19 protein-coding genes are annotated in these 21,444 nt (G+C 63.7%); 7 read left to right on the top strand and 12 right to left on the bottom strand.

Annotated elements, in window-relative coordinates:
* Positions 1–148: 148 nt before the first annotated feature.
* Both ABLE71_RS16370 and ABLE71_RS16375 read left to right on the top strand, forming a co-directional pair.
* Positions 149–2,458: a xanthine dehydrogenase family protein molybdopterin-binding subunit gene (locus ABLE71_RS16370; protein ID WP_348784539.1), complete on the top strand. Its 2,310-nt coding sequence runs from the start codon at positions 149–151 to the stop codon at positions 2,456–2,458.
* Positions 2,459–2,485: 27 nt separating this feature from the next.
* Positions 2,486–3,430 carry a DMT family transporter gene (locus tag ABLE71_RS16375; protein WP_348784540.1) on the top strand — a complete coding sequence of 315 codons (945 nt, stop codon included), beginning with the start codon at positions 2,486–2,488 and terminating at the stop codon, positions 3,428–3,430.
* A gap of 134 nt (positions 3,431–3,564) precedes the next feature.
* On the opposite strand, the gene ABLE71_RS16380 is transcribed toward ABLE71_RS16375, so the two are convergent.
* Positions 3,565–4,419 (bottom strand): uracil-DNA glycosylase, encoded by an 855-nt coding sequence (locus ABLE71_RS16380; RefSeq protein WP_348784541.1) that lies wholly within the window; start codon positions 4,417–4,419, stop codon positions 3,565–3,567.
* 36 nt (positions 4,420–4,455) lie between these two features.
* A complete protein-coding gene (locus ABLE71_RS16385; RefSeq protein WP_348784542.1) occupies positions 4,456–5,172 on the bottom strand; it encodes a hypothetical protein in 717 nt (238 codons plus the stop codon).
* Between the two features lie 85 nt (positions 5,173–5,257).
* Between ABLE71_RS16385 and ABLE71_RS16390 the strand changes: the two genes are divergently transcribed.
* Together ABLE71_RS16390 and ABLE71_RS16395 are read left to right on the top strand one after the other, a co-directional pair.
* Positions 5,258–6,937, top strand: a complete 1,680-nt coding sequence (locus tag ABLE71_RS16390) for an electron transfer flavoprotein-ubiquinone oxidoreductase (RefSeq protein WP_348784543.1) — start codon at positions 5,258–5,260, stop codon at positions 6,935–6,937.
* Between the two features lie 104 nt (positions 6,938–7,041).
* Positions 7,042–7,638 (top strand): DUF922 domain-containing protein, encoded by a 597-nt coding sequence (locus tag ABLE71_RS16395; RefSeq protein ID WP_348784544.1) that lies wholly within the window; start codon positions 7,042–7,044, stop codon positions 7,636–7,638.
* Between the two features lie 3 nt (positions 7,639–7,641).
* On the opposite strand, the gene ABLE71_RS16400 is transcribed toward ABLE71_RS16395, so the two are convergent.
* The 4 genes from ABLE71_RS16400 to ABLE71_RS16415 all read right to left on the bottom strand — a co-directional run bounded on the left by ABLE71_RS16400 (position 7,642) and on the right by ABLE71_RS16415 (position 10,705).
* Positions 7,642–8,667, bottom strand: a complete 1,026-nt coding sequence (locus tag ABLE71_RS16400; RefSeq protein WP_348784545.1) for an endonuclease/exonuclease/phosphatase family protein — start codon at positions 8,665–8,667, stop codon at positions 7,642–7,644.
* A gap of 48 nt (positions 8,668–8,715) precedes the next feature.
* Positions 8,716–10,218: an AMP nucleosidase gene (locus ABLE71_RS16405; RefSeq protein ID WP_348784546.1), complete on the bottom strand. Its 1,503-nt coding sequence runs from the start codon at positions 10,216–10,218 to the stop codon at positions 8,716–8,718.
* A gap of 84 nt (positions 10,219–10,302) precedes the next feature.
* Entirely contained in the window at positions 10,303–10,497 is a 195-nt protein-coding gene (locus tag ABLE71_RS16410) for a hypothetical protein (RefSeq protein WP_348784547.1), read from the bottom strand.
* Between the two features lie 37 nt (positions 10,498–10,534).
* Entirely contained in the window at positions 10,535–10,705 is a 171-nt protein-coding gene (locus tag ABLE71_RS16415) for a hypothetical protein (protein ID WP_348784548.1), read from the bottom strand.
* Between the two features lie 172 nt (positions 10,706–10,877).
* Between ABLE71_RS16415 and ABLE71_RS16420 the strand changes: the two genes are divergently transcribed.
* Positions 10,878–11,582: a glutathione S-transferase N-terminal domain-containing protein gene (locus tag ABLE71_RS16420; RefSeq protein WP_348784549.1), complete on the top strand. Its 705-nt coding sequence runs from the start codon at positions 10,878–10,880 to the stop codon at positions 11,580–11,582.
* A gap of 22 nt (positions 11,583–11,604) precedes the next feature.
* Here the strand turns inward: ABLE71_RS16420 and ABLE71_RS16425 are convergent, their stop codons facing one another.
* On the bottom strand, positions 11,605–11,949 hold the full coding sequence (locus ABLE71_RS16425; RefSeq protein WP_348784550.1) for a DUF2147 domain-containing protein: 345 nt from the start codon (positions 11,947–11,949) through the stop codon (positions 11,605–11,607).
* Positions 11,950–12,316: 367 nt separating this feature from the next.
* On the opposite strand from ABLE71_RS16425, the gene ABLE71_RS16430 reads away from it, so the two are divergent.
* On the top strand, positions 12,317–12,577 hold the full coding sequence (locus ABLE71_RS16430) for a sel1 repeat family protein (RefSeq protein WP_348784551.1): 261 nt from the start codon (positions 12,317–12,319) through the stop codon (positions 12,575–12,577).
* A gap of 186 nt (positions 12,578–12,763) precedes the next feature.
* Here the strand turns inward: ABLE71_RS16430 and ABLE71_RS16435 are convergent, their stop codons facing one another.
* The 4 genes from ABLE71_RS16435 to ABLE71_RS16450 all read right to left on the bottom strand — a co-directional run bounded on the left by ABLE71_RS16435 (position 12,764) and on the right by ABLE71_RS16450 (position 16,775).
* Complete coding sequence (locus ABLE71_RS16435) at positions 12,764–14,713, bottom strand: acetyl/propionyl/methylcrotonyl-CoA carboxylase subunit alpha (protein ID WP_348784552.1); 1,950 nt, start codon at positions 14,711–14,713, stop codon at positions 12,764–12,766.
* 3 nt (positions 14,714–14,716) lie between these two features.
* A complete protein-coding gene (locus tag ABLE71_RS16440; protein WP_348784553.1) occupies positions 14,717–15,475 on the bottom strand; it encodes a VOC family protein in 759 nt (252 codons plus the stop codon).
* Positions 15,476–15,569: 94 nt separating this feature from the next.
* Entirely contained in the window at positions 15,570–16,064 is a 495-nt protein-coding gene (locus ABLE71_RS16445) for a DUF992 domain-containing protein (RefSeq protein ID WP_348784554.1), read from the bottom strand.
* Between the two features lie 84 nt (positions 16,065–16,148).
* Positions 16,149–16,775 carry a glutathione S-transferase family protein gene (locus ABLE71_RS16450; RefSeq protein ID WP_348784555.1) on the bottom strand — a complete coding sequence of 209 codons (627 nt, stop codon included), beginning with the start codon at positions 16,773–16,775 and terminating at the stop codon, positions 16,149–16,151.
* 108 nt (positions 16,776–16,883) lie between these two features.
* Between ABLE71_RS16450 and ABLE71_RS16455 the strand changes: the two genes are divergently transcribed.
* A complete protein-coding gene (locus tag ABLE71_RS16455) occupies positions 16,884–17,606 on the top strand; it encodes an invasion associated locus B family protein (RefSeq protein ID WP_348784556.1) in 723 nt (240 codons plus the stop codon).
* Between the two features lie 76 nt (positions 17,607–17,682).
* Here the strand turns inward: ABLE71_RS16455 and ABLE71_RS16460 are convergent, their stop codons facing one another.
* Positions 17,683–21,408, bottom strand: coding sequence for an autotransporter outer membrane beta-barrel domain-containing protein (locus ABLE71_RS16460; protein ID WP_348784557.1), 3,726 nt, complete (start codon positions 21,406–21,408; stop codon positions 17,683–17,685).
* Positions 21,409–21,444: the final 36 nt, after the last annotated feature.

Below are 21,444 nucleotides of genomic sequence, written 5' to 3' on the forward strand. Positions count from 1 at the left end.
TTCTGTATCGTCCCGCAGTGTGCTGGCGTGCCGCGTAATCGGCGCATTCGTGAGAAAGGTGCTCTTTACACGATCGCTTCCCCTCGACAAAACTGAAACGCGGCTTATTTCAGGCACGCATCTCCAATCCAATCTCGCGAGGCAGTAAATGACGGTCGTCACGCCGAAATTCGGGATGGGCGCTTCCGTCCTTCGCCTGGAAGACCAGACCTTCATCACCGGCAAGGGCCGCTATACGGACGATATAGCGCCGGCAAACGTGCTTCACGGCTATGTCTTGCGCTCGCCCTTCGCGAATGCCCGCTTCACGATAGCCTCGATCGAAGCCGCTTCAGCCGCGCCGGGCGTGCATTTGATCCTGACTGGCGCCGATTTGACGCATCTTGGCGATCTGAGATCGAAATCGATGGAGCGCCAGCCGGACGGGACCAGGGCGCCGACGCGCGACATCCCGATCCTCTGCCGCGACCAGGTCCATTATGTCGGAGACGCCGTCGCCTTCATCGTCGCGGATTCTCGCGCCTTGGCGCAGGATGCAGCCGACCTGATCGAAGTGGACTACGACAGCCTGGACGCGGCGGCAAACACCGCGACCGCGCTCGACCCGGCTGCGCCGCTGGTCTGGCCGGAGCTCGGCACCAACCGCGCCTTCACCTACCGTCACGGCGACCGGGCAAAGGCAGAGGCCGCCTTCGCCAAGGCAAGCCTGGTGACGCGCGTCGAATTCCGCAACAACCGCCTCGTTGCCAACTACATCGAGCCCCGCTCGGCCTTTGCCGAATGGAAGCCCGACGAGGACCGCTTCGTGCTGACAACGGGTTCGCAGGGCGTGCATTCGGTCCAGAAGATCCTCGCCCGAGTATTCGGGATCCACAGGAAGCAGTTGCGCGTCATCACGCCGGATGTCGGCGGCGGTTTCGGCACCAAGATATTCGCTTATCGGGAGTATGCATTGGTCATGGAGGCGGCGAAACGCCTTGGCCGGCCGGTGAAATGGACGAGCGACCGCACCGAGCATTTCCTGACCGACGCTCAGGGCCGCGACAATGTGGCCATCGGACAGATGGCGATGGACAGGGACGGCCGGTTCCTCGCCCTAAAGGTCGACCTGATCGCGAACATGGGCGCCTATATCTCCCAATATGGCGCCGAGATTCCCTATATCGGCACAAGCATGTCGACGGGCGTCTACGACATCCAAGTGCTCGATGTCGAAGTTGCCGGCGTCTACACCAATACCGTGCCTGTCGACGCCTATCGCGGCGCGGGCCGGCCTGAAGCCGCCTTCCTGGTCGAGAAGCTTGTTGACGCCTGCGCGCGCGACATGGGGCTGGGGCGCGACGAGATACGCAGGCGGAATTTCATCAAGCCGGACCAGTTCCCCTACCGCACCCAGACCAAGCGACTTTACGATGTCGGAGAGTTCGATGGCCACATGACGCTCGCCATGGAGCGGGCCGGCTGGAACGACTTCGACAAGCGGCTGGCCGCTTCGAAACAGGCCGGCAAGATACGCGGCATCGGCATGGCGACCTACATCGAGGCCTGCGCCTTCCCGGGTTCGGAGCCCGCATTCGTCGAGCTCAACGGCGATGGCACGGTTACCTTGAAGATCGGCACGCAGAGCACCGGACAGGGCCACGCGACCGCCTACGCGCAGATGATCGCTGAGAAGCTCGCCATGCCGATCGACAAGATCGTCATGCGGCAGGGCGACACCGACGATCTCGACAACGGCGAGGGCACCGGCGGTTCGCGCTCCATCCCGCTCGGCGGCGTCTCGGCATCGCGCGCCGGCGAAACCCTCGCGGAGAAGATCCGGCGTATCGCCGCCGACGAGCTGGAAGCCTCGGCGGTCGACATCGAACTGCATGAGGGCTCGGCGCGCATCGTGGGCACCGACCGCTCGATGACCTATGCCGAGATCGCCAAGGCGGCTAAGCAGCCGGAAGACCTGCAGGGCATGGGCGAATTCGTGCAGGACGAGGCGACCTACCCCAACGGCACTCATGTCTGCGAGGTAGAGATCGATCCGGAAACCGGCGCGACCGAGATCGTTCGCTACACGATCGTCGACGATTTCGGCGTCACCGTGAACCCTGTCCTGCTGGCCGGGCAGATGCATGGCGGCGTCGCGCAGGGCCTCGGCCAGGCCTTGCGCGAGGACACTGTCTATGACGAAGACGGCCAACTGCTGACGGCGAGCTTCATGGACTATACCATGCCGCGCGCCGAGGATTTTCCCTTCTTCGACTTCGGGACGCGCAATGTCCCCTCAACGACAAACGCGATGGGCATCAAGGGCGCCGGCGAGGCGGGCACGATCGGTGCGGCGCCGGCCGCGATCAACGCCGTCACCGATGCGCTCTGGCGCGCCTATGGCATCGGCCATATCGAGATGCCGGCGACGCCGGCGCGCATCTGGTCGGCGATCCGGTCGGCTACGCGCGATGCATAGCAATTAGGTCAGAGAAATGCAGCGCAAGTGAACCCTCCGCGCGACCCTCACCCAAATCCGCTGGTCGGCATCGGGCTGAAGGTCGGTTCGGTTGCCATTTTCGTGGCCATGGCCTCCTTCATCAAGGCGTCCGGCCAGCTTCCCGCGGGTCAGATCGTCTTCTTTCGATCCTTCTTCGCCATCCTTCCGGTCGTGCTTTACCTTGCCTACCGGGGCGAATTGCGCGCCGCGGTCTATACGACCAGGCCCCTGGCGCACGTCCTGCGTGGCGTTGTCGGGGTGAGTTCCATGGGATTGGGCTTCTTTGCGCTCACGCGCCTGCCACTGCCGGAAGCCGTGACCATCAACTACGCCCAGCCGCTGCTGGTGGTCGTCTTCAGCGCGGTGTTTCTCGGGGAGGCCATACGCGCCTATCGTTGGTCGGCGGTCGCGGTCGGCCTCGTCGGCGTCCTGATCGTCTCGTGGCCGAAACTCTCGCTGTTCGGCGACGCTTCCGCCATCGACCCCGATGAACTGGTCGGCGTTGTCGCCGCCTTCGTCGCAGCCGCGCTGTCCGCCATCGTCATGCTCCAGATTCGCAGCCTCGTTCGCACGGAGAAAAGCGCGGTCATCGTCATCTGGTTCTCGCTGACGGCGAGCGCGGTCGGCCTGTTGTCGATACCCTTCGGCTGGGGACAGATCAGCGCCTGGCAGGCCACGTTTCTCATCTCCGCCGGTTTCTGCGGCGGCGTCGCGCAGATCCTGATGACCGAGGCCTACCGCCACGCGGAACCCTCCACGGTAGCGCCCTTCGAATACATCTCGATCATCCTGGCGATCATCGTCGGATATCTGGCCTTCGGCGACAAGCCGACCATCCACATCATCGCCGGCGGCGCGATCGTCATCGGCGCCGGCATCTTCATCGTCTGGCGCGAACGGCAACTCGGCATCGAGCGGCGCAAGGCGCTGAGAGCATCGCTGCCGCAGTAGCGGTAGCCTGCAACATCCGCCCCGCGATGCAACTGTAGGTAGTTGTACTACACTTGTCATCACTTAGGTTGATACCGTCCGCCGTTGATCGCGCCAGGAACCGGTAAACGCCTTGCGGGTGTTGATCGCAAGTCTCAGGTCAGCGTTTTGAGCTTCGCCTTGACCTCAAGAAAATCCCGCCATGCGAACTTCTTGTGGGCGGGGTTCCTGAGCAGATAGGCCGGATGCAGCGTCGGCATGGCCGGGATGGTAACGCCGGAAGCGGTGACGTGCGCTTTCCAGTTGCCGCGCAGCCGCATCACCCCTTCCGTCGTATGGAGCAGGGTTTTTGCCGACGGCCCGCCGAGCGTGACCAGAACCTTCGGATTTGCGAGTTCGATCTGCCGTTCGATGAAGGGGCGGCAGATTTCGGTTTCCTGCGGCGTCGGCGTGCGGTTTCCCGGCGGCCGCCACGGAATGACATTAGCGATGTAGACCGACTGCCTGTCGAGCCCGATCGCAGCGAGTATCCGGTCGAGCAACTGGCCGGAGCGGCCGACGAAGGGCAGCCCCTCCAGATCCTCGTCGCGGCCCGGCGCCTCGCCGACCAGCATGATGTCGGCCCGAGGGTTGCCGTCGGCGAAGACCAGGTTCTTTGCCGTGAACTTCAGGTTGCAGCCCTCGAATTCGGCCATCTGCTGGCGCAACTCGTCGAGCGTCGCGGCTGTCGCGGCCCGCTGCCGTGCGATCGCGATCTGCCCCTCGTCGGGCACGGCGACAGGGGGTCTCGGAGCTGCGAAGGCGAGAGGCGACGCCTGTTCTCCGGTACGCGGTTCCGGCGCAGCCGCCTTGGCGACATCAGGCTGCCGCGCTGCCGGTGTAGGCGGAGCTTCGCTTGCCGCAAACCGATTGATGGGCTCCTCGACAAGCGCGTCGTCGACGCCGGCCTGCGCGTAGAAGGCAAGCACATCGCGCAGGCCCAGCCGGTCGTTTTCATTCGCAAAATCCATGGCCGACATTCGGACGCAGGCACGGCATTTGCAAGGTCATGATGACGGAATGCGCGGATCCTGCACGAGATAAAATTCCCACCGCGGCGTGAAGTCGCTGATGAAAAAATTGAACGACGCGGTGGCCAGGTGGTCGATCGTTCCCTCGCGAAAGAGCAAGCGGTCGTATGGCTCGAAGGCGCGGCTGTATTCGCGAAAACTCTCCGACCAGATGTTGCCGCCTTCGGAACGGCGCTGGTCGAAGGACAGGCCGTCGCCGAACAGACTCGCCTTGCCGAGTTTTTCCTGCAGCTCGAACTCGAATTCGATCCAGGGGAGCGCGCTATTGTTCAGCACCTCGACGCGGATGTGTAGGAAGCCGTTTGCGTAGAGGCCGGAATAGTCGAATGGCCGGATCGGGCGCACGGTGCGGATGACCATCGTGACGGGCGTTGCCGAGTTGATCTCCTCCTGAATGACGATCGGGTCTTCCTTGGTGCCCTTTCCGGAAGCGCCGACGATACGGAAGCCGCCGAGCTCGTCGGAGAAGCTGTAGGCGCCGGCGTTCCATGGCTTGGAGGGGGCGTCCTGCCCGAATGCGGTCCCGGCGACCAGAACCGCCAGCACGGTTTGCGCCGCCGTGCCGATGGTCCAGCGGCGCACGCATGGAATTCGCTGCAATACGGACCGGATCAGCTCGGCTTGCCGCATCCCGCCAGTATGGACGACAACCACCCCGCCGAACACTGCAAAAGCGGCGGCAGACGGTTTCACGTCGCTCCTGAATGAGCTATGGAGCCGCTAAGCCAGCAAAATGGCGCACCCAAGCCAGCCTGAGCAAGCCAATGCGGGGAGTGGAATGAGCGAGATCGAACGCGAAAGCATGGAGTTCGACGTTGTGATCGTCGGGGCTGGGCCGGCGGGCCTTGCGGCCGCGATCAGGCTGAAGCAGGTGAGCCCCGAGCTTTCCGTGGTCGTGCTGGAGAAGGGCGCCGAGGTCGGTGCGCATATCTTGTCGGGCGCCGTCGTCGATCCGATCGGCATCGATCGGCTGCTGCCCGGCTGGCGCGAGGAGGCCGATCATCCGTTCAAGACACCGGTCGCGGATGACCGTTTCCTGCTGCTCACGGCGGCAAGCTCGCTTCGCCTGCCGAATTTCCTGATGCCGCCGCTGATGAACAACCACGGCAACTACGTCGTCTCGCTCGGCAATGTGTGCCGCTGGCTGGCGGGAAAGGCCGAGGCACTGGGTGTCGAGATCTATCCGGGCTTCGCCGCGGCGGGGCTGCTCTACAACGATGCGGGCGCCGTCAACGGCGTCTACACCGGCGACATGGGCGTCGAACGCGACGGCTCGCACGGGCCGGCCTATGCGCCCGGCATGGCGCTGATGGGCAAATATGTGCTGATCGGCGAAGGCGTGCGCGGCTCGCTCGCCAAGCAGTTGATCGCGAAGTACAATCTCGCCAACGGTCGCGAACCGGGCAAATACGGCATCGGGCTCAAGGAACTCTGGCAGGTGAAGCCGGAGAACCACAAGCCCGGTCTCGTCCAGCACTCTTTCGGCTGGCCCCTCGACATGAAGACCGGCGGCGGCTCGTTCCTCTACCACCTCGAGGACAATCAGGTCGCGGTCGGCTTCGTCCTGCACCTGAATTACAAGAACCCCTGGATTTCGCCGTTCGAGGAGTTCCAGCGCTTCAAGACGCATCCGGCGATCCGCGGCACGTTCGAGGGCGCCAAGCGCATCTCCTACGGCGCGCGCGCCATCACCGAGGGCGGATGGCAGTCGGTCCCCAAGCTTGCCTTCCCCGGGGGAGCGCTGATCGGCTGCTCGGCGGGCTTCGTCAACGTTCCGCGCATCAAGGGCTCGCACAATGCCGTGCTGTCCGGAATGATGGCGGCCGAGCACGTCGCCAGGTCGATCGGAGAGGGTCGCGCCAATGACGAGCTCGCCGCCTACGAGGCGGCATGGCGCGACAGCGACATCGGCAGGGACCTCAAGAAGGTCCGCAACGTCAAGCCGCTGTGGTCGCGCTTCGGCACGATCGTCGGCATCGGCCTCGGCGGCTTCGACATGTGGATGAACACCCTGTTCGGCTGGTCTCCTTTCGGCACGATGAAACACGGCAAGGCCGACTACGCCTCGCTCGATCCGGCATCGCAGCATGAGAAGATCGTCTATCCCAGGGCGGACGGGGTGCTCACCTTCGACCGGCTGTCCTCGGTGTTCCTGTCGAACACCAACCATGAGGAAAACCAGCCGATCCACCTGCAGGTGAAGGACATGGCACTGCAGCAGCGCTCCGAGCATGACGTCTTCGCCGGCCCTTCGACGCGTTATTGCCCGGCGGCAGTCTACGAATGGGTCGATGAGGACGGAAATTCCGCCGCCGATCCCTCGGCGAAGGACGTGCGTTTCGTCATCAACGCGCAGAACTGCGTCCACTGCAAGACGTGTGACATCAAGGACCCCAACCAGAACATCAACTGGGTGCCGCCACAAGGCGGCGAAGGGCCGGTCTACCCGAACATGTGAGGGGGCCGAGCCGCCCCGGGCCGTCGCCTGCCGCAAGCGGCGGAAAGGTGATTGATCGGGCCGTCCCGATGTGCTTCGTTTGAACGTTCCCGCGGAGGTCGGTGATGCCCTGCGTCAAGCTGGCAAGGATCGTTCTGTTCGGCGCCTGCATAACGTTCGCGGGCGAGGCCGCCGCCGGCGTGAAGGTTTCTGAAACGACGAGGACATATGCGGTCGCCGGCGGCACGGGCGCTGCGCTGCTAGCCGCGATGGACCGCCACGGTCCCAAGCATGGTTTCCTGACGCGCGCCATTGCGCAGACACGCTATTCGGTGGCGTGGACCATCGAATGGGGCGAAACGCGCACAGCCTGCCGCGTGAAGAAAATCGACGGCGCGTTGGACATCACCTACACCTATCCGTCCGCGCACGGGCTTTCGCCGGTGCTAGAACGGCGGTGGACGAGGTTCCTCGCCGGAGTGAAGAAGCATGAAAAAGCGCATGGCGACATGGCGCGCCAGATGGTTGGAGCTGTCGAGAAATCCGTCGCGCGGCTTTCGGTCGAGAACGATCGCGGCTGCCGCAAGGCGCGCACCGAAGTGAAGCGGCGCACGGCGGCGATCTACGCTCAGTACGAGGCCCGCCAGATCCAGTTCGATGTCCGAGAGCATCGCAATGGCGGACGCGTCGAAGGGCTGATCGAGGCGCTGCTGGGGCGCTGACGATCAGTCAATCAGCGCCGCGGTCGCCGTCTGTGGGTCCCCCGTTTCCGGATCAGCGGCCCTCAGGGAGAACTCGACCAGCACCGGCAGATGGTCCGAACCGACCGCCTCGAGCGTGTCGACCGAGTGGATGACAACGTCGCCATTGGCGAATATCCGGTCGATTGGGAGGCCGGCGAAGCGCAGGAATTCCGGCAGCCTTCGGTGAAGCCATGTCGGTTGGCTGGGACCGGCCGGCGTCATGCCGGCGGCATCTGCAATTCGCTCCGAAGCGGCGCTCCAGGGCGTGGCGTTCAAGTCGCCTGCGAGGATTGCCGTCGCCGCCATCGAGGCGAGCAGCGGCGCGAGATCCTCGATCTGCCTGGCCTGGTCGAACGGCCAGGGCCAGTGGAGATGCAATGCGCCGACTTCCACGGGCCGCCCGCCGAGATCGACGGTGGCAGTCGCGAATATCCCGCCGGCGAGGCACCGGCCGTCCGTGCCTTGCGCAAACGGCCGCAGCGAAAGGATCGCGACGCCGCCGGCGCGGCTATCCAGCGTGCAGACAATGCGATGGGGATAGGCGCTGGAGAGCAGCGCAAGCTTTTCGTTCCACATCCCGGAGACTTCATTGAGCGTCACGACATCCGGACGGATACGCCCGATCAGCGACAGGACCTGTCCGGCTTGCGGGTTGTCGAAACGCAGATTGAGTTGCATCAGGCGGTAGACGGGGCTCGTTTCGTCCTTGACCTGGAAAGCGGCATGGACAGGCCCGAGGCCTGGTAGGGTGGAAGTCCCCGTGACGGTCACGAGCGCGGCGGCGCCGAAAGCCGCCGCCAGCAATCCGTTGCGCCTGAACGAACGGGCCAGAAGCAGCGGCAGCGCGGCGAGAATGAGCAGGATCGCCAGGTGAAGGCGGAAATGCGCGAGGGAATCGAAAGCCGGATGCAGCCGGCCGAAAAAGCCTCCGGCGAGCGGCAGCGACAGCAGGATCGTCGCCGCCAATGCGGTCAGGACGATCATGCGAGAGACCGTTTTTGCGTTCATCCGCGCCTTGTTCGGCACGATTGCGGCTCATTCAAGATGGCTGCTGGCTCACTGGAAAGCCGTCTCGGCAAAACTCCTGAGCTTGCGGGAATGCAAGCGCTCCTTCGGCATTTCGGCGAGCTTCTCCAGGGCGCGGATACCGATCGTGAGGTGCTGCGCGACCTGCCGCTTGTAGAACTCCGTCGCCATGCCCGGCAGTTTCAGCTCGCCATGCAGCGGTTTGTCGGAAACGCAGAGCAGCGTTCCGTAGGGCACGCGGAAGCGGAAGCCGTTCGCCGCGATCGTCGCCGATTCCATGTCGAGCGCGATGGCCCGGCTCTGCGAAAGGCGCTGCACCGGTCCGCGCTGGTCGCGCAGTTCCCAGTTGCGGTTGTCGATCGTTGCCACCGTCCCCGTGCGCATGATGCGCTTGAGGTCGTAGCCGACGAGGCCGGTGACCTCGGCGACGGCTTCCTGCAAGGCGACCTGGACTTCGGCAAGCGGCGGGATCGGCACCCAGATCGGAAGGTCGTCGTCCAGCACATGGTCCTCGCGGACATAGGCATGAGCCAGGACGTAGTCGCCCAGCGCCTGCGTGTTGCGCAGGCCCGCGCAGTGGCCGAGCATGAGCCACGCATGCGGCCGCAGCACCGCGACGTGGTCGGTGATGGTCTTTGCATTGGACGGGCCGACACCGATATTGACCATGGTGATGCCTTCATGGCCGGGCTTCTTCAGATGGTACGCGGGCATCTGCGGTATGCGCGCCAGCGCCGGCCCGTCGAAAGGCAGCGACTCGCCGGCCGGGGTCACGATGTTGCCGGGTTCGACGAATGCTTCGTAGCCGCCACCGCCCTTCGCCATGAGTTCACGGGCGTAGATGGCGAACTCGTCGATGTAGAACTGGTAGTTGGTGAACAGCACGAAGTTCTGGAAATGCTCCGGGCCGGTCGCCGTGTAGTGCGACAGGCGATGCAGCGAGTAGTCGATGCGCTGCGCGGTGAACGGCGCCAGCGGCCGCGCCTCGCCGGGCACGATCTCGAAGGTTCCGTTCGCGATATGGTCGTCGGTTCCGTCGAGATCGGGAACATCGAACAGGTCGCGGATCGGCCGGTGGATGCGGTCGGCGACCGTGCCATCGACATGGGTTCCCTCGAAGAACGCGAAATGCACGGGAATGGGCGTTTCCGACTCCGAGACCACGACCGGAACGCCGTGATTGCGCATGATCAGGCGAAGTTGCTCGATGAGGTAGCTCTCGAACAGGTCCGGACGGGTGACGGTCGTCGAGAAATGCCCAGGCGTCGGCATGTGGCCATAGGCCTGGCGCGAGTCGATCTGGCTGTAGGAGGAGGTGGTGACGCCGACCTCCGGATAGAATGCGCGGTAGCGCCTGTTGGGATCCGCTCCCTGCGCAAGCGCTGCGAAGGAATCGCGCAGGAACGTGGTGTTGCGGGTGTAGAGCACCTTCAGCGCGGCGACGGCCTCGACGGCGTCGGTGAAGCTTTTGCGCGCGAAGGGTTCGGGCGAAACGACTGATTCGATGGGTTCGGGATAGATTCGCTTTTCCATGACCCAATATAATGGGCTTGCGTGACAGTTGGGAGTGCCTGCCCAAAAAAATGGCAGCGATACTGGGCGTTCGACATGGCCCGGTTATGCCCGCTGAAGGCTCACCATCAGTACGAAGCCGGCGCCTTTGTTCTTCACCGCAGGAGCTTCGATGATCGTCTGGTCGGCGGCGCGCAGGCTCGGTACGGCAAGAAGCGGCGCCGACACGACCAGCATCACCAGCAGCGCCCTGGGCAGCAGCCGGAAGCACTGGGAGGTCTCTTTGATGGTGCGGGTCATGATTTCACTGGGCTTTCGTCGTTCTGGGTCGCGGGTTTCAGTCTTGATCCGGGGATCGGCAGAAGATTTTCGAACCGGTGAGGCACGAGCCCGCACTGGCGGTCTGATAGTTTCGTCTCGATCGGCCGGCGTCGGCGACAAGGATGGCGAAGACCATCCCGAAGAGCGTCACAAGCAGGCAGACGATCGTGAAGCGGCGAGCGAGCATCTCTGTCTCCTTCGATGCTGCGGAGAATGCCTTGACGCGGCTGAACCGCCTCTGAGACGGCCGTTCATGTGAGGTTCAATTTTATTGACGGTCGTTAAGCGGTTCGCGCGCTTGTGTTTTCGCGCCGCGGGCCTATCTCCGATTCGCGTTTGAAGCAGCGGAGAAAGCCCCAATGGCCAAGCAGACCAAGCCGATCGAACTCTATTACTGGCCGACGCCGAACGGCTGGAAGATCACGATCATGCTTGAGGAACTCGGCGTTCCCTACGAGGTCAAATACGTCAACATCGGCAAGGGCGAGCAGTTCGAGCCGTCGTTCCTGGCGATAGCGCCGAACAACCGCATGCCGGCGATCATCGATCCCGAGGGACCGGACGGCAAACCGATCTCGATCTTCGAGTCCGGCGCGATCCTGCAATATCTCGGCCGCAAGTTCGGAAAATACTATCCGTCAACCGAGCGGGCCAGGGTCGACGTCGAGCAGTGGCTGTACTGGCAGGTCGGCGGCCTCGGACCGATGGCGGGGCAGGCGCATCACTTCCGGAACTACGCGCCCGAGAAGCTGCCCTATGCCGTCGACCGCTATACCAACGAGGTGAACAGGCTTTACGGCGTGATGAACAAGCGGCTGGCGGACCGGGAATTCCTGGCGGGCGACTATTCGATCGCCGACATGGCGGCCGTCGGCTGGGTCAGGTCCTACAAGAACCAGGGCCAGGACCTCGACGATTTTCCCAACCTGAAGCGCTGGTTCGACGCCATCCTGGCACGGCCCGCAGTCGAGCGCGCCCTCGCCGTCGGGCAGGAGCGCCGCAGCAATCTCGCCCAGGACAAGGACGCCCAGAAGGTGTTGTTCGGGCAAAGAGCCAGGGCCTGATCCCTGACGCAGCGCTTCTTCCCTAAAGCTTCTTCCAGTTCTGCGCACGGCAGAACAGGCCGCCGAGCACGCATCCGCTGAGGCTGAGATTTCCGCCCGAGACCGAGGCCTTGCCCTTGTACGTCTTGTCGTTGTTCGGATCGGTGATCGAGCCGCTGTAGCTGTTGGCGCCGGAAGCCGTCATCTTGCCGATCTGCTTGCCGCTATGACTGCCGCTGATGAGCTTGATGCAGAACGCGCCGCCGCAGGGACTGATATGGGCGGTGCTGCCGGCTTCGGTCCTCCAGTTGCCCTCGATCGGATCTGCCCAGGCGGCTCCGGCGAACAGCATCGAGGCCGCGAGGGCCACGCTAAGTCTGCGAAACATCTTGTCCTCCCTTTGGTCCTCGCCTCGCTTGCGGGGGTCCGTTATCGGCTGAAGTTATTGCAGTCCGTCGAAAATCGGAAGGGGAGCCTATCCCGATATCGGCCTCGTCACCTTGCCGCGTGGTTATCAAAGACTTGCTGCGCTGCACCTGCATTTTCATCGTCTTTTCGGGAACGCTGCGCAAGGCCGCGCTTCGTATCCTTAATGATTTCCGGCATTTACCTCTCGTTTGAACTTTGTTTGTCGCAAATTAAGCACGCCGTTTAACGACGGATTCAAGCCTCCGCCTCCATCCTTCGAAGCATCGGAAGAGCAGCCCGGGGACACCAAAGGGAGCCGCTCTCTGGAGTTGAGACAGGGGATAAAAATGGCACGTTTTGAAATACTTGAGCAGGGTTTCGGCGGAGCAGGCGCCCAGGCTGACATCCTTTTCGAACTGGGCATGATGTATGCGACCGGTCGCGACTGCGACGCCGACATCGTCGCCGCCCACAAATGGTTCAACATCGCGGCGATCAAGGGTTCGACCCGAGCCGCCGAATTGCGCTCGGAGCTGTCGGCCACGATGTCGAAGGCCGATATCGCCAGGGCGCTGCGCGAGGCCCGCGAATGGATGACGATGCACTGACCTCTGGTCAGGCAGGAATTTGGCCAAGGCCGCGAAAAGACGGCCGGGCTGCAAGACAAGACGCGCACAAGCGCGCTGTGACGACAGGGCAAAGGCGAATGCCGGGCATGGGGATGCCTCGGCGACAGCAAACCAAGGCCGCGACCGGACAAAGAGCCGGCGCGGCCTTCGTGTTTCAGGGTCGTGTCAGCCGGCGCTCTCGTCGAATGTGACCAGCACCGTGCCCTCGGTGATCTGGGCGCCTTCGGCGACGATCTCGGCGACCACGCCATCATGAGGGGCGGCGATCGTATGCTCCATCTTCATCGCCTCGAGGATCAGCAGCGGCTGACCCTTGACGACCGCCTCGCCCTTGGCTGCGCGCACGATCTTGACGAGGCCGGGCATTGGCGCACGCATGCTGCCGATGGACAACTCGGCTTCGGCAGCCTTGGCAAAAGGGTCGGGAACGGCGAAGTCGAAGGCAGCGCCCTCTGAAAACACCGTGACATGGCCAGGCCAAAGGGCAAACCGGCCGGTTTCGTCGGGCGACACGACGTGTCCGTTGGGCGCGCCGTCAAGCCTGACCGTATGACGGCCGTCGGGTCGCGCGGAAACCATCGCCACGATCTCGCTGTCGCCCGTCCGCACGCTTGTGCGGCGCTCGACCGGGTGGAAATGCGCATAGCCTGATAGCGACGACCACGGATCGTCGCCGGCAGGCTCGGCGCCGATGCCCGACGCTGCCAGGATGGCCGTCGTCACGGCCTTGGACGAAGGCGAGGGCGCTGCCGCAAGCTGCTCCTGCCTGCGGCCGATCAGCCCGGTATCGACATCGCCGGCTGCGAAATCCTGGTCGCGCGCGAGCGCGGCGAGGAAGGCGATATTGGTCACCGAGCCGGCGATCTCGGTCGTTTCCAGCGCCAGGCCGAGCGCATCGAGCGCCGCTTTGCGGTCCGGACCGTGGACGACCAGCTTGGCGATCATCGGGTCGTAGAAAGGCGAAATGGCGTCGCCGGCCCGCACGCCGGTCTCGACCCGCAACGTGGGTCCGGACTCCGGAAATTTCAGGTGGTGCAGCGTGCCGGTGGCCGGCAGGAAGCCGCGCGTGGCGTCCTCGGCGTAGATCCTCGCCTCGAAGGCGTGGCCGGTCAGTGTGATCTCGTCCTGCATCTTCGGCAGTTTCTCGCCGGCGGCGACGCGCAGCTGCCATTCGACGAGATCGACCCCGGTCACCATCTCGGTCACCGGATGCTCGACCTGCAGCCGCGTATTCATCTCCATGAACCAGAAGCGGTCGGGCCTGGGCCCTTCGGATGCATCGGCGATGAACTCGATGGTGCCGGCGCCGGAATAGCCGATCGCCTTCGTGGCCTTCACGGCCGCTTCGGTCATCGCGGTGCGCATCTCCACCGTCATGCCGGGGGCAGGGGCTTCCTCGATCACCTTCTGGTGGCGGCGCTGCGCCGAGCAGTCGCGCTCGAAGAGGTGAACGGCATTGCCGAGATTGTCGCCGAAAACCTGCACCTCGATATGGCGCGGCCGGTCGACATACTTTTCGACCAGCACGCGGTCGTCTCCGAAGGCGGCTTTCGCCTCGCGGCGCGCCGCCGACAGCGCCTCGGCGAAATCGTCTGCTAGCTCAACCTTGCGCATGCCCTTGCCGCCACCGCCGGCGCGCGCCTTGATCAGCACCGGGTAGCCGATCTCGCGCGCCTTGCCTGCCAGAAGCACGAGTTCCTGCGCCTCGCCGTGATAGCCGGGCACGACCGGCACGCCGGCGCGCTCCATTAGCCTTTTGGCTGCGTCCTTCAGGCCCATGGCGCGGATCGACGCGGCCGACGGGCCGACGAAGACGAGGCCCGCCGCCGTCACCTGGTCGACGAAGTCGGGGTTCTCCGACAGGAAGCCGTAGCCCGGATGCACGGCATCGGCGCGCGAGTTGATCGCGGCGGCGATGATCCGGTCGTCGCGCAGGTAGCTTTCGCCGACGGGCGAGGGGCCGATATGCACCGCCTCATCGGCCATCTCGACATGCAGGGCACGCCGGTCGGCATCGGAAAAGACCGCGACCGTCGCGATGCCCATGCGGCGTGCTGTCCGGATGACGCGGCACGCAATCTCGCCACGGTTGGCGATGAGGACTTTCTTGAACATGCCCTACGGCTTGGCCGCCAGCAGCGCGAAATGCGCGCCTTGCGGATCCTGCGCATTGACGACCCAACTGCCGTCCGGGACCTCCATCGGCCCGAAGGTGATCTTGCCGCCATTGTCGGTGATGCGTTTGGCTCCGGCTTGGATATTGGTCACGTTGAAGTAGAACTGCCAGGCGGGAGCCGGAACCTGCGGCGGCTTGGTCATGATGCCGCCGATGCCCTCCTCGCCGTCGGACGCGAAGATCAGATAGATGCCCATCTCGCCCATGTCGAACTCGCGCACCTTGGTCCAGCCGTACTGTCCGGCATAGAAGTCGAAGGCGCTTTTGTAGTCGCCGGCATACAGCTCGTGCCAACCGACATGGCCGGGCGTCATGCGCGGGACCGGCGGCTGGTCCGGCCCCATCGGGCTCATCAGCATGAAGGCCGCGCCTTGCGGGTCGGCGACGACCGAGAAGCGGCCGACATCCGGAATGTCGGCGGGCTCGCGGTACACCGCGCCGCCCGCCTTCTTCACGCCCGCGGTCGCGGCGTCGACGTCCCTGGCGTGGATGTAACCCATCCAGCAGGGCGGCGTGCCCATCGCCTTGGCTTCCTCGGGAAGCAGCATCAGCCCGGCGACCGCCCGCTCGCCGGCGCTGAAGATTGTATAGTCCATGCCGGCGAAGGGCTCGGAAGTCCAGCCGACGACATTCTTGTAGAAAGCCTCCGCGCCGGCCACGTCGGTCGTCATCAGCTCGTACCAGAAGAAACCCGAAGCCATGTCGCTCCTCCCTAGAGTGGACCCTCCGAGGTCATCCTAGGCGTCGGGAACGACAGCGTCACGGTTTTTGACGACCGGAGCACTCAGAGGTGGCTCAGTTGGAGGCAACGAGCTCGATCTGCTCGACGCCGGCCGCGATGCCAATGCCGGGCTCGCCTTCGATGGCGAGCGGCTGCAGCGAGAAGGCCTTGCCTGTGCCGCCGACCAGAACGTCCGCGCCAAGGCCCAAGCCCGCCGCGACCGACGCGTCGACGCCGGCATATTTACCGGCCAGCAGCCCAGTACCGGAGGCCGGCGAGCCGGCGACGACGGCCCAGGCGAGGTGGCCTTCCTTCACCATGCCGATCTCGACGCCATACTGATGCACCGTACCGGTGTAATTCTCGGTCTTGCCGTCGCTGTGGGTGAAGACGCAGGTCATGGTCTGCTTGCGCACGAGGATCTCGCCGATGCCGATCGACGTGTCGCATTTCAGCATGCCGATCTGCGCATTCGACCAGGCAGGACCGCTGGCAAGGCCGGCGAAAAAGACGGCCAGCGCTATGCCGGCGTGCGGCGCGCTGCGCCGGGTGAGCGATATGTTTGCCATTCTCAAGGTTCCCTCGTTTCGAATGCTCGTCTGGTTGCTTTAGCGGTCGGCGGCGATTTCAGCAATCGTCGTCGACGACGTCCATCAGGCCGGCGGAATGAAAGGCTGGCTGATTTCCTTGAACACCGCAAGCGCCTCCAGCCGCTCGCAATGGGCGCGTAGCGCGGGATAGTCCTGCATCGTTAAGACGTCAGGAAGCGCCTCGGTCGTATGGCGGATGGCACAGGCCACCGCTATGTCGGCATGCCCGATGCCTTCGCCGAACCAGTAGGTGGTCTGACGCTCGGCGCGGTCTTCTTCAAGCATGGAGAGCGCGCCCGCGATCTGAGCGCGGCAGCGCTCGACCCAGAGCGGCGAAACCTCCTCGTGCAGCACCTGCTCGTAGAACAGGCTGACCCCCTTGTCGGCAATGCCGGTGGCGAGGCCCGCGACCTTGAACGCGCGATGCCTGTCGGGCTCGGAGGCGGGGTAGAGCGAGCGCCCCGCCGGCGCCAGGCTTTCCAGATGAGCCAGGATCAGATGGCTGTCGACGAGCACGTCCTCGTCGTCCAGTACGAGCACCGGCACGCGCATGAGCGGGTTCAGCGGCCTGATCTTCTCCTTGTCCGAAAAGACCGACCACGGCCGATGCTCGAAGGAGAGGCCGTAGAGTTTCAGCGCGATGCCGACGCGCCGCACGAAGGAGGAATCGAACTGGCCGATGAGGATCATTTCTTGCGAGGCTCCGAAACGGGCCGGAGAGTGTCATGTCGGCGAGCGGCAGCGCAAGCGCAGGGAGGGACAATGGCGACATGAAGGTGACATGGGCGCTACCGCGTCATGTCGGCGTCGCTCGGCGTAACCAAGATGTCAAATTGGCAAAGACTTCACTTCGAGACCAGCGTAGATTGGGCAGTAACGGGGAGTGGTCAAATGGACGAAAAACACCGGGTTCTACTAAGCTTGCGCAAACTGACGGCTGGGGGAAGGGCAGTGGTGGGCATTGTTGCTCTTGCAACGGCTTTGGGAAACTCGACGGCTCATGCCGAAACCACAACGAAACGGCCGGTCGAGACGCTGATGGCACAGGCCGACGCCAAGGAGGCCCGTCCGGGAACGGAAAGCACTACCAAGACGGTCACGACCACCACCACCCATGGCGGATGGACCGTCACATGCAGCGAAGGCGGAACCGAGCCCGCCAAGACTTGCAGCGCGAATTTCCGCGTCATCAACAAGAAGAACAATTCCGTTGTCCTGGTCTGGCTGATCGGCCGCAACAAGGACGGCAAACTGCTGGCCGAGTTCCTGACCCTGACGGATATCATGATTCAGCCGGGCGTGATGGTGGCGATCGAAGAGGCCAAGCCGGTGAAGGCAGAGTACGTGTCTTGCGCAACGAAAGGCTGCAAGGCCTCGCTTGACCTCACGCCCAACCTCGTCAGGCAGATGAAGGAAGCGAAGAAGGCCAAGATAGATATGACCCTTCTCGACGGCCAGGTCGTTCAGTTCGCAATGGACATTCCCGGCATCGACATGGCGCTCGCAGACCTCGGGCTCTGACGCTCTCTCCTGCGCGCGGACGCAAAAACGGCCGGTCCTCAAGGGCCGGCCGTTTTGCGTTGTCTGCCGAGACGGTTCAGAAGTTCCTGCGCAGCCCAGCCTCTGCCTTGATGATGAGCGTCTCGTCATTGAAATCGGCGCCGCCCGAGACGAAGCCGGACCACATGCGATCCGCGGAGTAGAAAGTCGCCGTACCTACGACTTCGCCGTAGGCGCCATCGATTTCGTCCTCGAAGCTTGTCGAGTCGCCGGTAACGGGGTCGGAGATAGTCACGACATTGTCGTCCCCGAACTCGCCCCAGATCTTGCCGAGCAGCGCGAGTTCAATCTGTGTGGCGCTGGGGCCGCCGACGGTGGTGCCAACCTGGCCGCCGATTCCGGCGCGGAAGCTTTCGCCGTCGTTGAAGGCGATGCTGGCGCCGTCGTCATCGAAATCGTCGACCTGCGTGTTGACATATGCCAGCGAGCCGATCGGTTCGAAGAACATCTGTCCCGAATACATGCGGTAGCCGATATTGCCACGGACACCGATGTTGGTGACGTCTGCGTTGCCGCTGCCACCGACCGGAGCGGAGTAGTCGAGGTCGAGGAAGTCCGCCTTGACCATGGCGTCCACGTAGAAGCCGCCGGTCGTATAGTCGATATAGGCGCCGACCGTGCCGCCGTCGTAGGACCCCGTGGCGGAATATGAGGAGAAATCGACATCCGAGGTGATGTAACCGGCGAAGAACCCTATGCGCGGGCCGTCCTCGCCGAACCGGCCGTCGACACCGCCCAGGAAGCTGTAGGTATCCTGGTCGAAACTGGTGTCGATCTCGAACGGCACGCCGGCGATTTCTTCGGTGACCGTCGTATCGCGGTCGGTCCAGCTGCCGCCGACCTTCGCCCAGAGGCCAAGGTTGGTGGTATCCACCACCGCCTCTTCCACTTCGACGACAGCGTCGGCGCCACCGCCGCCGGCTCCGGCGAAGCGGTTGCCGCGCATATGATCTTCGACCAGGCTGTCGGTCGTGTACCAGATGTTCTGCGCGGCTGTAACGAGGCCGGGAAGCTGCGCGGCATTCGGCGCGAAGTCGGTGATAAGTTCGAAGTCATTGTAGTCTGTATCCTGGCGCAGGAACGTCGCGTAGAAGCCGTTCTGGAGCGCGCCGTAGCCACCGATGTTGATGTAGTTCTGGTTCAGGTCGGAGATAAAGAAGGCGTCGCCCTCCTGGCAGAGGTCGTTGGGACCTCCGCAGGGATTGTCGATGCCGCTCTCGTCATCGTAGTTGACGATGTCGACGCCGCGCAGGTTGATGCCCCCTGGACCGTCGTTGGTGTTGTTGATGAGGACACCCGTCGAACCTTCGATCGTGGCGCCCGGATCGTTGAACCCGAAAATGTCCTGGTCGTCGGTCAACGGGTCGTCTTCGGTGCCGAGATAGGAGTCGAGTGCGAGCAGGGCTGAACCGCCGCCACCGTAGTAGCTAGCATCGGTGTAGAAATAGTCGCCGGAGTTGCCGTCGAGCAGGCTCAGAACGCCGTAGTTGTTGAGTGTCCCGAGGTTGTAGAAGTTGGTGCCTTCGAACGCATTGTTGTCGAGCGCCACCTGAACGAGTCCCCAGTTGTTCAGGACGTCGTCGTAGTCGGAGAAATTGCTGTTCGTGGCTGAATTTCCATCCTGCGAGCCGACCGACAGCCAGACGCCATAGTTGTCAATCGTGTTGGCGCTGCTGGTGGGCAGGTTTACCTGGCCGATCAGTATGCCCTCGTTCACTCCCCACACGGACGCGCCTGATGCATAGGCCAGACGATCGTTGCCGGCGTCGGCGAATCTCGCGAGCTCACCTGAGCCGATAATGTCATTGAGGATGAAGTCCCAATCGATGCCGCCGCCGGAATAATATCCGAGCCCTGTGTCAAACGCCCGTTCGATGTCGAAGTCCCAGGCGTACGGCGTGTTCTCGCTGCCGATCAAGCCGAATGTACCCGAGTCGTAATCGTATCCACCGTTGTAGATGACGACGCGATTGTCACCATTGTCATATGTCTGGATGTCGAGCACCGGATCGCCGTTCGAGCCCTGGCCGATCGTCGTGCCGTTGTTGAAGAAACCGGAATCGTCTTCGCCGAAGTGGCGGATCAGCACTGCGCTGCCGCCAGGCGCAAAGATACCGCCGGTCGAACCGTACTGGCTGCCGACCGCGCCGCCGGCGTTGTAGCCGGGCGTCAGATAGTTGTCGTCGCGCGCGAAATCCCAGGCGCCCTCATTCGCTGCGGCGACGCCATAGAAGCCGTCGAAATCGTCGTCGTCGTCGATTTCCAGGCCGCCGGCGCCGCCATACTTCACAAGCTCGATACCGTTGGCGTCGTACGACGTCGCAGTGCCGTTGTTGTCATCATCGTAGCCGTTGAGGCGCGCGTTCCGATTGATGATCTCGCCGCCGGATTCAGGGAACGAGATGCCGTTGGTAGCCGCCGCGTAGCCGTCGAGGTCCGCGCTCGACCGCACATAGATAACGGCATCCGCGTTTGAGGTTTCGAGCTCGACGAGGCCGAGGTTGAAGGCCTCGACATCGCCATCGCTGTCGCCGCCGCCGTCGCCTCGGCTGCGTGCATAAATGCCGTATTCCCCGTCGGAGAAGATCTGTGAGGCGGTGTTGCTGCTCAAGCCGTTGAAGATCGAGATGTTGCCGCCGTTGGTGCTTTCGATGTCGATACCGTTGCCGGTCACGTCGATGAGGCCGTCGGGATTGTCGACGCCGCCGTCGCCGTTGAACACGAGCACATCCGCGCCGGCGCTGCCGCCGGTGATGCCGGGACCGACGCCGACGATGCTGTTCGTCGACAGGTTCTTGATGGTAACGGTCGCGTCGTCGCCTGGATCGGCCGTGCTGACGAAGAAGATGCCGCCGCCCGTGGCCTGTGTGGATTCGATGTGGCCAAGGTTGGTGATGTTGATGTCGGCGTCGCCATTGGCGTAGATGCCCGACGTGCCGGTCAGCGTTCCCGCAACCGAATCACCATCGTCGCCGTCGAGATGGTTGGTGATGTTGATTGCGCCCGCGGCGGAGATGTTCAGCGCCGCGCCGCCTGTGGCTGTTGGTGAGGTGTTGCCGCCGCTCGCGCCGTTCACGTGACCGTAGTTGTCGATCGTCACGGCCCCGGCGACCTGTTGAGACGGAGCTCCGTTCGTCGCGACCAGAATGCCGTCGCCGCCATTGGCGTTGCTGCCGGAATTCGCGGTGCCACTGACCGTGGCGCCCTGGGCGATGTCGAAATTCGCGGCAACGGAGGCCACGGTTACGACGATGCCGTCGTCCGCAGCCGAAATCTGCGATGTGTCGAGGATATTGACATTGAGCGTGGCGCCCTGGAGCCGGATGGCGTCGCGGTTTCCGGTACCAGTCGTCGTGATGTCACCGCCGACGTTGAACGTCACTATGCTGTCGTTCGGAGCGTTGTTGGTGAGAACGATCCCGTGACCGGCGACGTTGAGCGTCGAACCGTCGTTCATCTGCAGCGTGCCGCTGTAGTCGCCATTGTTGTTGAGGGTGATCGTGCCGGTTCCGGCATAGGGGGTGAGAGGGTTGTCGACATCGCCTGCGATCAGGAAAGCCCATGGCTCAGCGGTTATTGTGTCCGAGAACGCCGCGCCCGCTGCCGAGCACGCCCATTCCTGGCCTGCCACGGTTGCCGCGCAGGCCGCGAGCGCTGCGGAGGGCGTTCCCATCGCGCCGAGGAACGATCCACCGACGATCGCCGTACCAGCAAGCAGCCAGCTCCTGCGAACGCGCACGACTTCGTGAACGGAATTCGGCATTACCCCCTCCTGAACGGCGCGCGTCACACGTTACGC

It is taken from the genome of Mesorhizobium sp. KR9-304 (genome assembly GCF_040049215.1).
Taxonomy (GTDB): Bacteria; Pseudomonadota; Alphaproteobacteria; order Rhizobiales; family Rhizobiaceae; genus Mesorhizobium_K.

Excerpts from the sequence above, each read along its gene's own strand:
- ABLE71_RS16410 (WP_348784547.1), bottom strand. The coding sequence starts at position 10,497 with ATGACCCGCACCATCAAAGAGACCTCCCAGTGCTTCCGGCTGCTGCCC.
- ABLE71_RS16435 (WP_348784552.1), bottom strand. The coding sequence starts at position 14,713 with ATGTTCAAGAAAGTCCTCATCGCCAACCGTGGCGAGATTGCGTGCCGC.
- ABLE71_RS16445 (WP_348784554.1), bottom strand. The coding sequence starts at position 16,064 with ATGGCAAACATATCGCTCACCCGGCGCAGCGCGCCGCACGCCGGCATA.
- ABLE71_RS16450 (WP_348784555.1), bottom strand. The coding sequence starts at position 16,775 with ATGATCCTCATCGGCCAGTTCGATTCCTCCTTCGTGCGGCGCGTCGGC.
- ABLE71_RS16460 (WP_348784557.1), bottom strand. The coding sequence starts at position 21,408 with ATGCCGAATTCCGTTCACGAAGTCGTGCGCGTTCGCAGGAGCTGGCTG.
- ABLE71_RS16430 (WP_348784551.1), top strand. The coding sequence starts at position 12,317 with ATGGCACGTTTTGAAATACTTGAGCAGGGTTTCGGCGGAGCAGGCGCC.
- ABLE71_RS16440 (WP_348784553.1), bottom strand. The coding sequence starts at position 15,475 with ATGGCTTCGGGTTTCTTCTGGTACGAGCTGATGACGACCGACGTGGCC.
- ABLE71_RS16370 (WP_348784539.1), top strand. The coding sequence starts at position 149 with ATGACGGTCGTCACGCCGAAATTCGGGATGGGCGCTTCCGTCCTTCGC.
- ABLE71_RS16380 (WP_348784541.1), bottom strand. The coding sequence starts at position 4,419 with ATGGATTTTGCGAATGAAAACGACCGGCTGGGCCTGCGCGATGTGCTT.
- ABLE71_RS16405 (WP_348784546.1), bottom strand. The coding sequence starts at position 10,218 with ATGGAAAAGCGAATCTATCCCGAACCCATCGAATCAGTCGTTTCGCCC.
- ABLE71_RS16395 (WP_348784544.1), top strand. The coding sequence starts at position 7,042 with ATGCCCTGCGTCAAGCTGGCAAGGATCGTTCTGTTCGGCGCCTGCATA.
- ABLE71_RS16400 (WP_348784545.1), bottom strand. The coding sequence starts at position 8,667 with ATGAACGCAAAAACGGTCTCTCGCATGATCGTCCTGACCGCATTGGCG.
- ABLE71_RS16390 (WP_348784543.1), top strand. The coding sequence starts at position 5,258 with ATGAGCGAGATCGAACGCGAAAGCATGGAGTTCGACGTTGTGATCGTC.
- ABLE71_RS16420 (WP_348784549.1), top strand. The coding sequence starts at position 10,878 with ATGGCCAAGCAGACCAAGCCGATCGAACTCTATTACTGGCCGACGCCG.
- ABLE71_RS16415 (WP_348784548.1), bottom strand. The coding sequence starts at position 10,705 with ATGCTCGCTCGCCGCTTCACGATCGTCTGCCTGCTTGTGACGCTCTTC.
- ABLE71_RS16425 (WP_348784550.1), bottom strand. The coding sequence starts at position 11,949 with ATGTTTCGCAGACTTAGCGTGGCCCTCGCGGCCTCGATGCTGTTCGCC.
- ABLE71_RS16455 (WP_348784556.1), top strand. The coding sequence starts at position 16,884 with ATGTCGGCGTCGCTCGGCGTAACCAAGATGTCAAATTGGCAAAGACTT.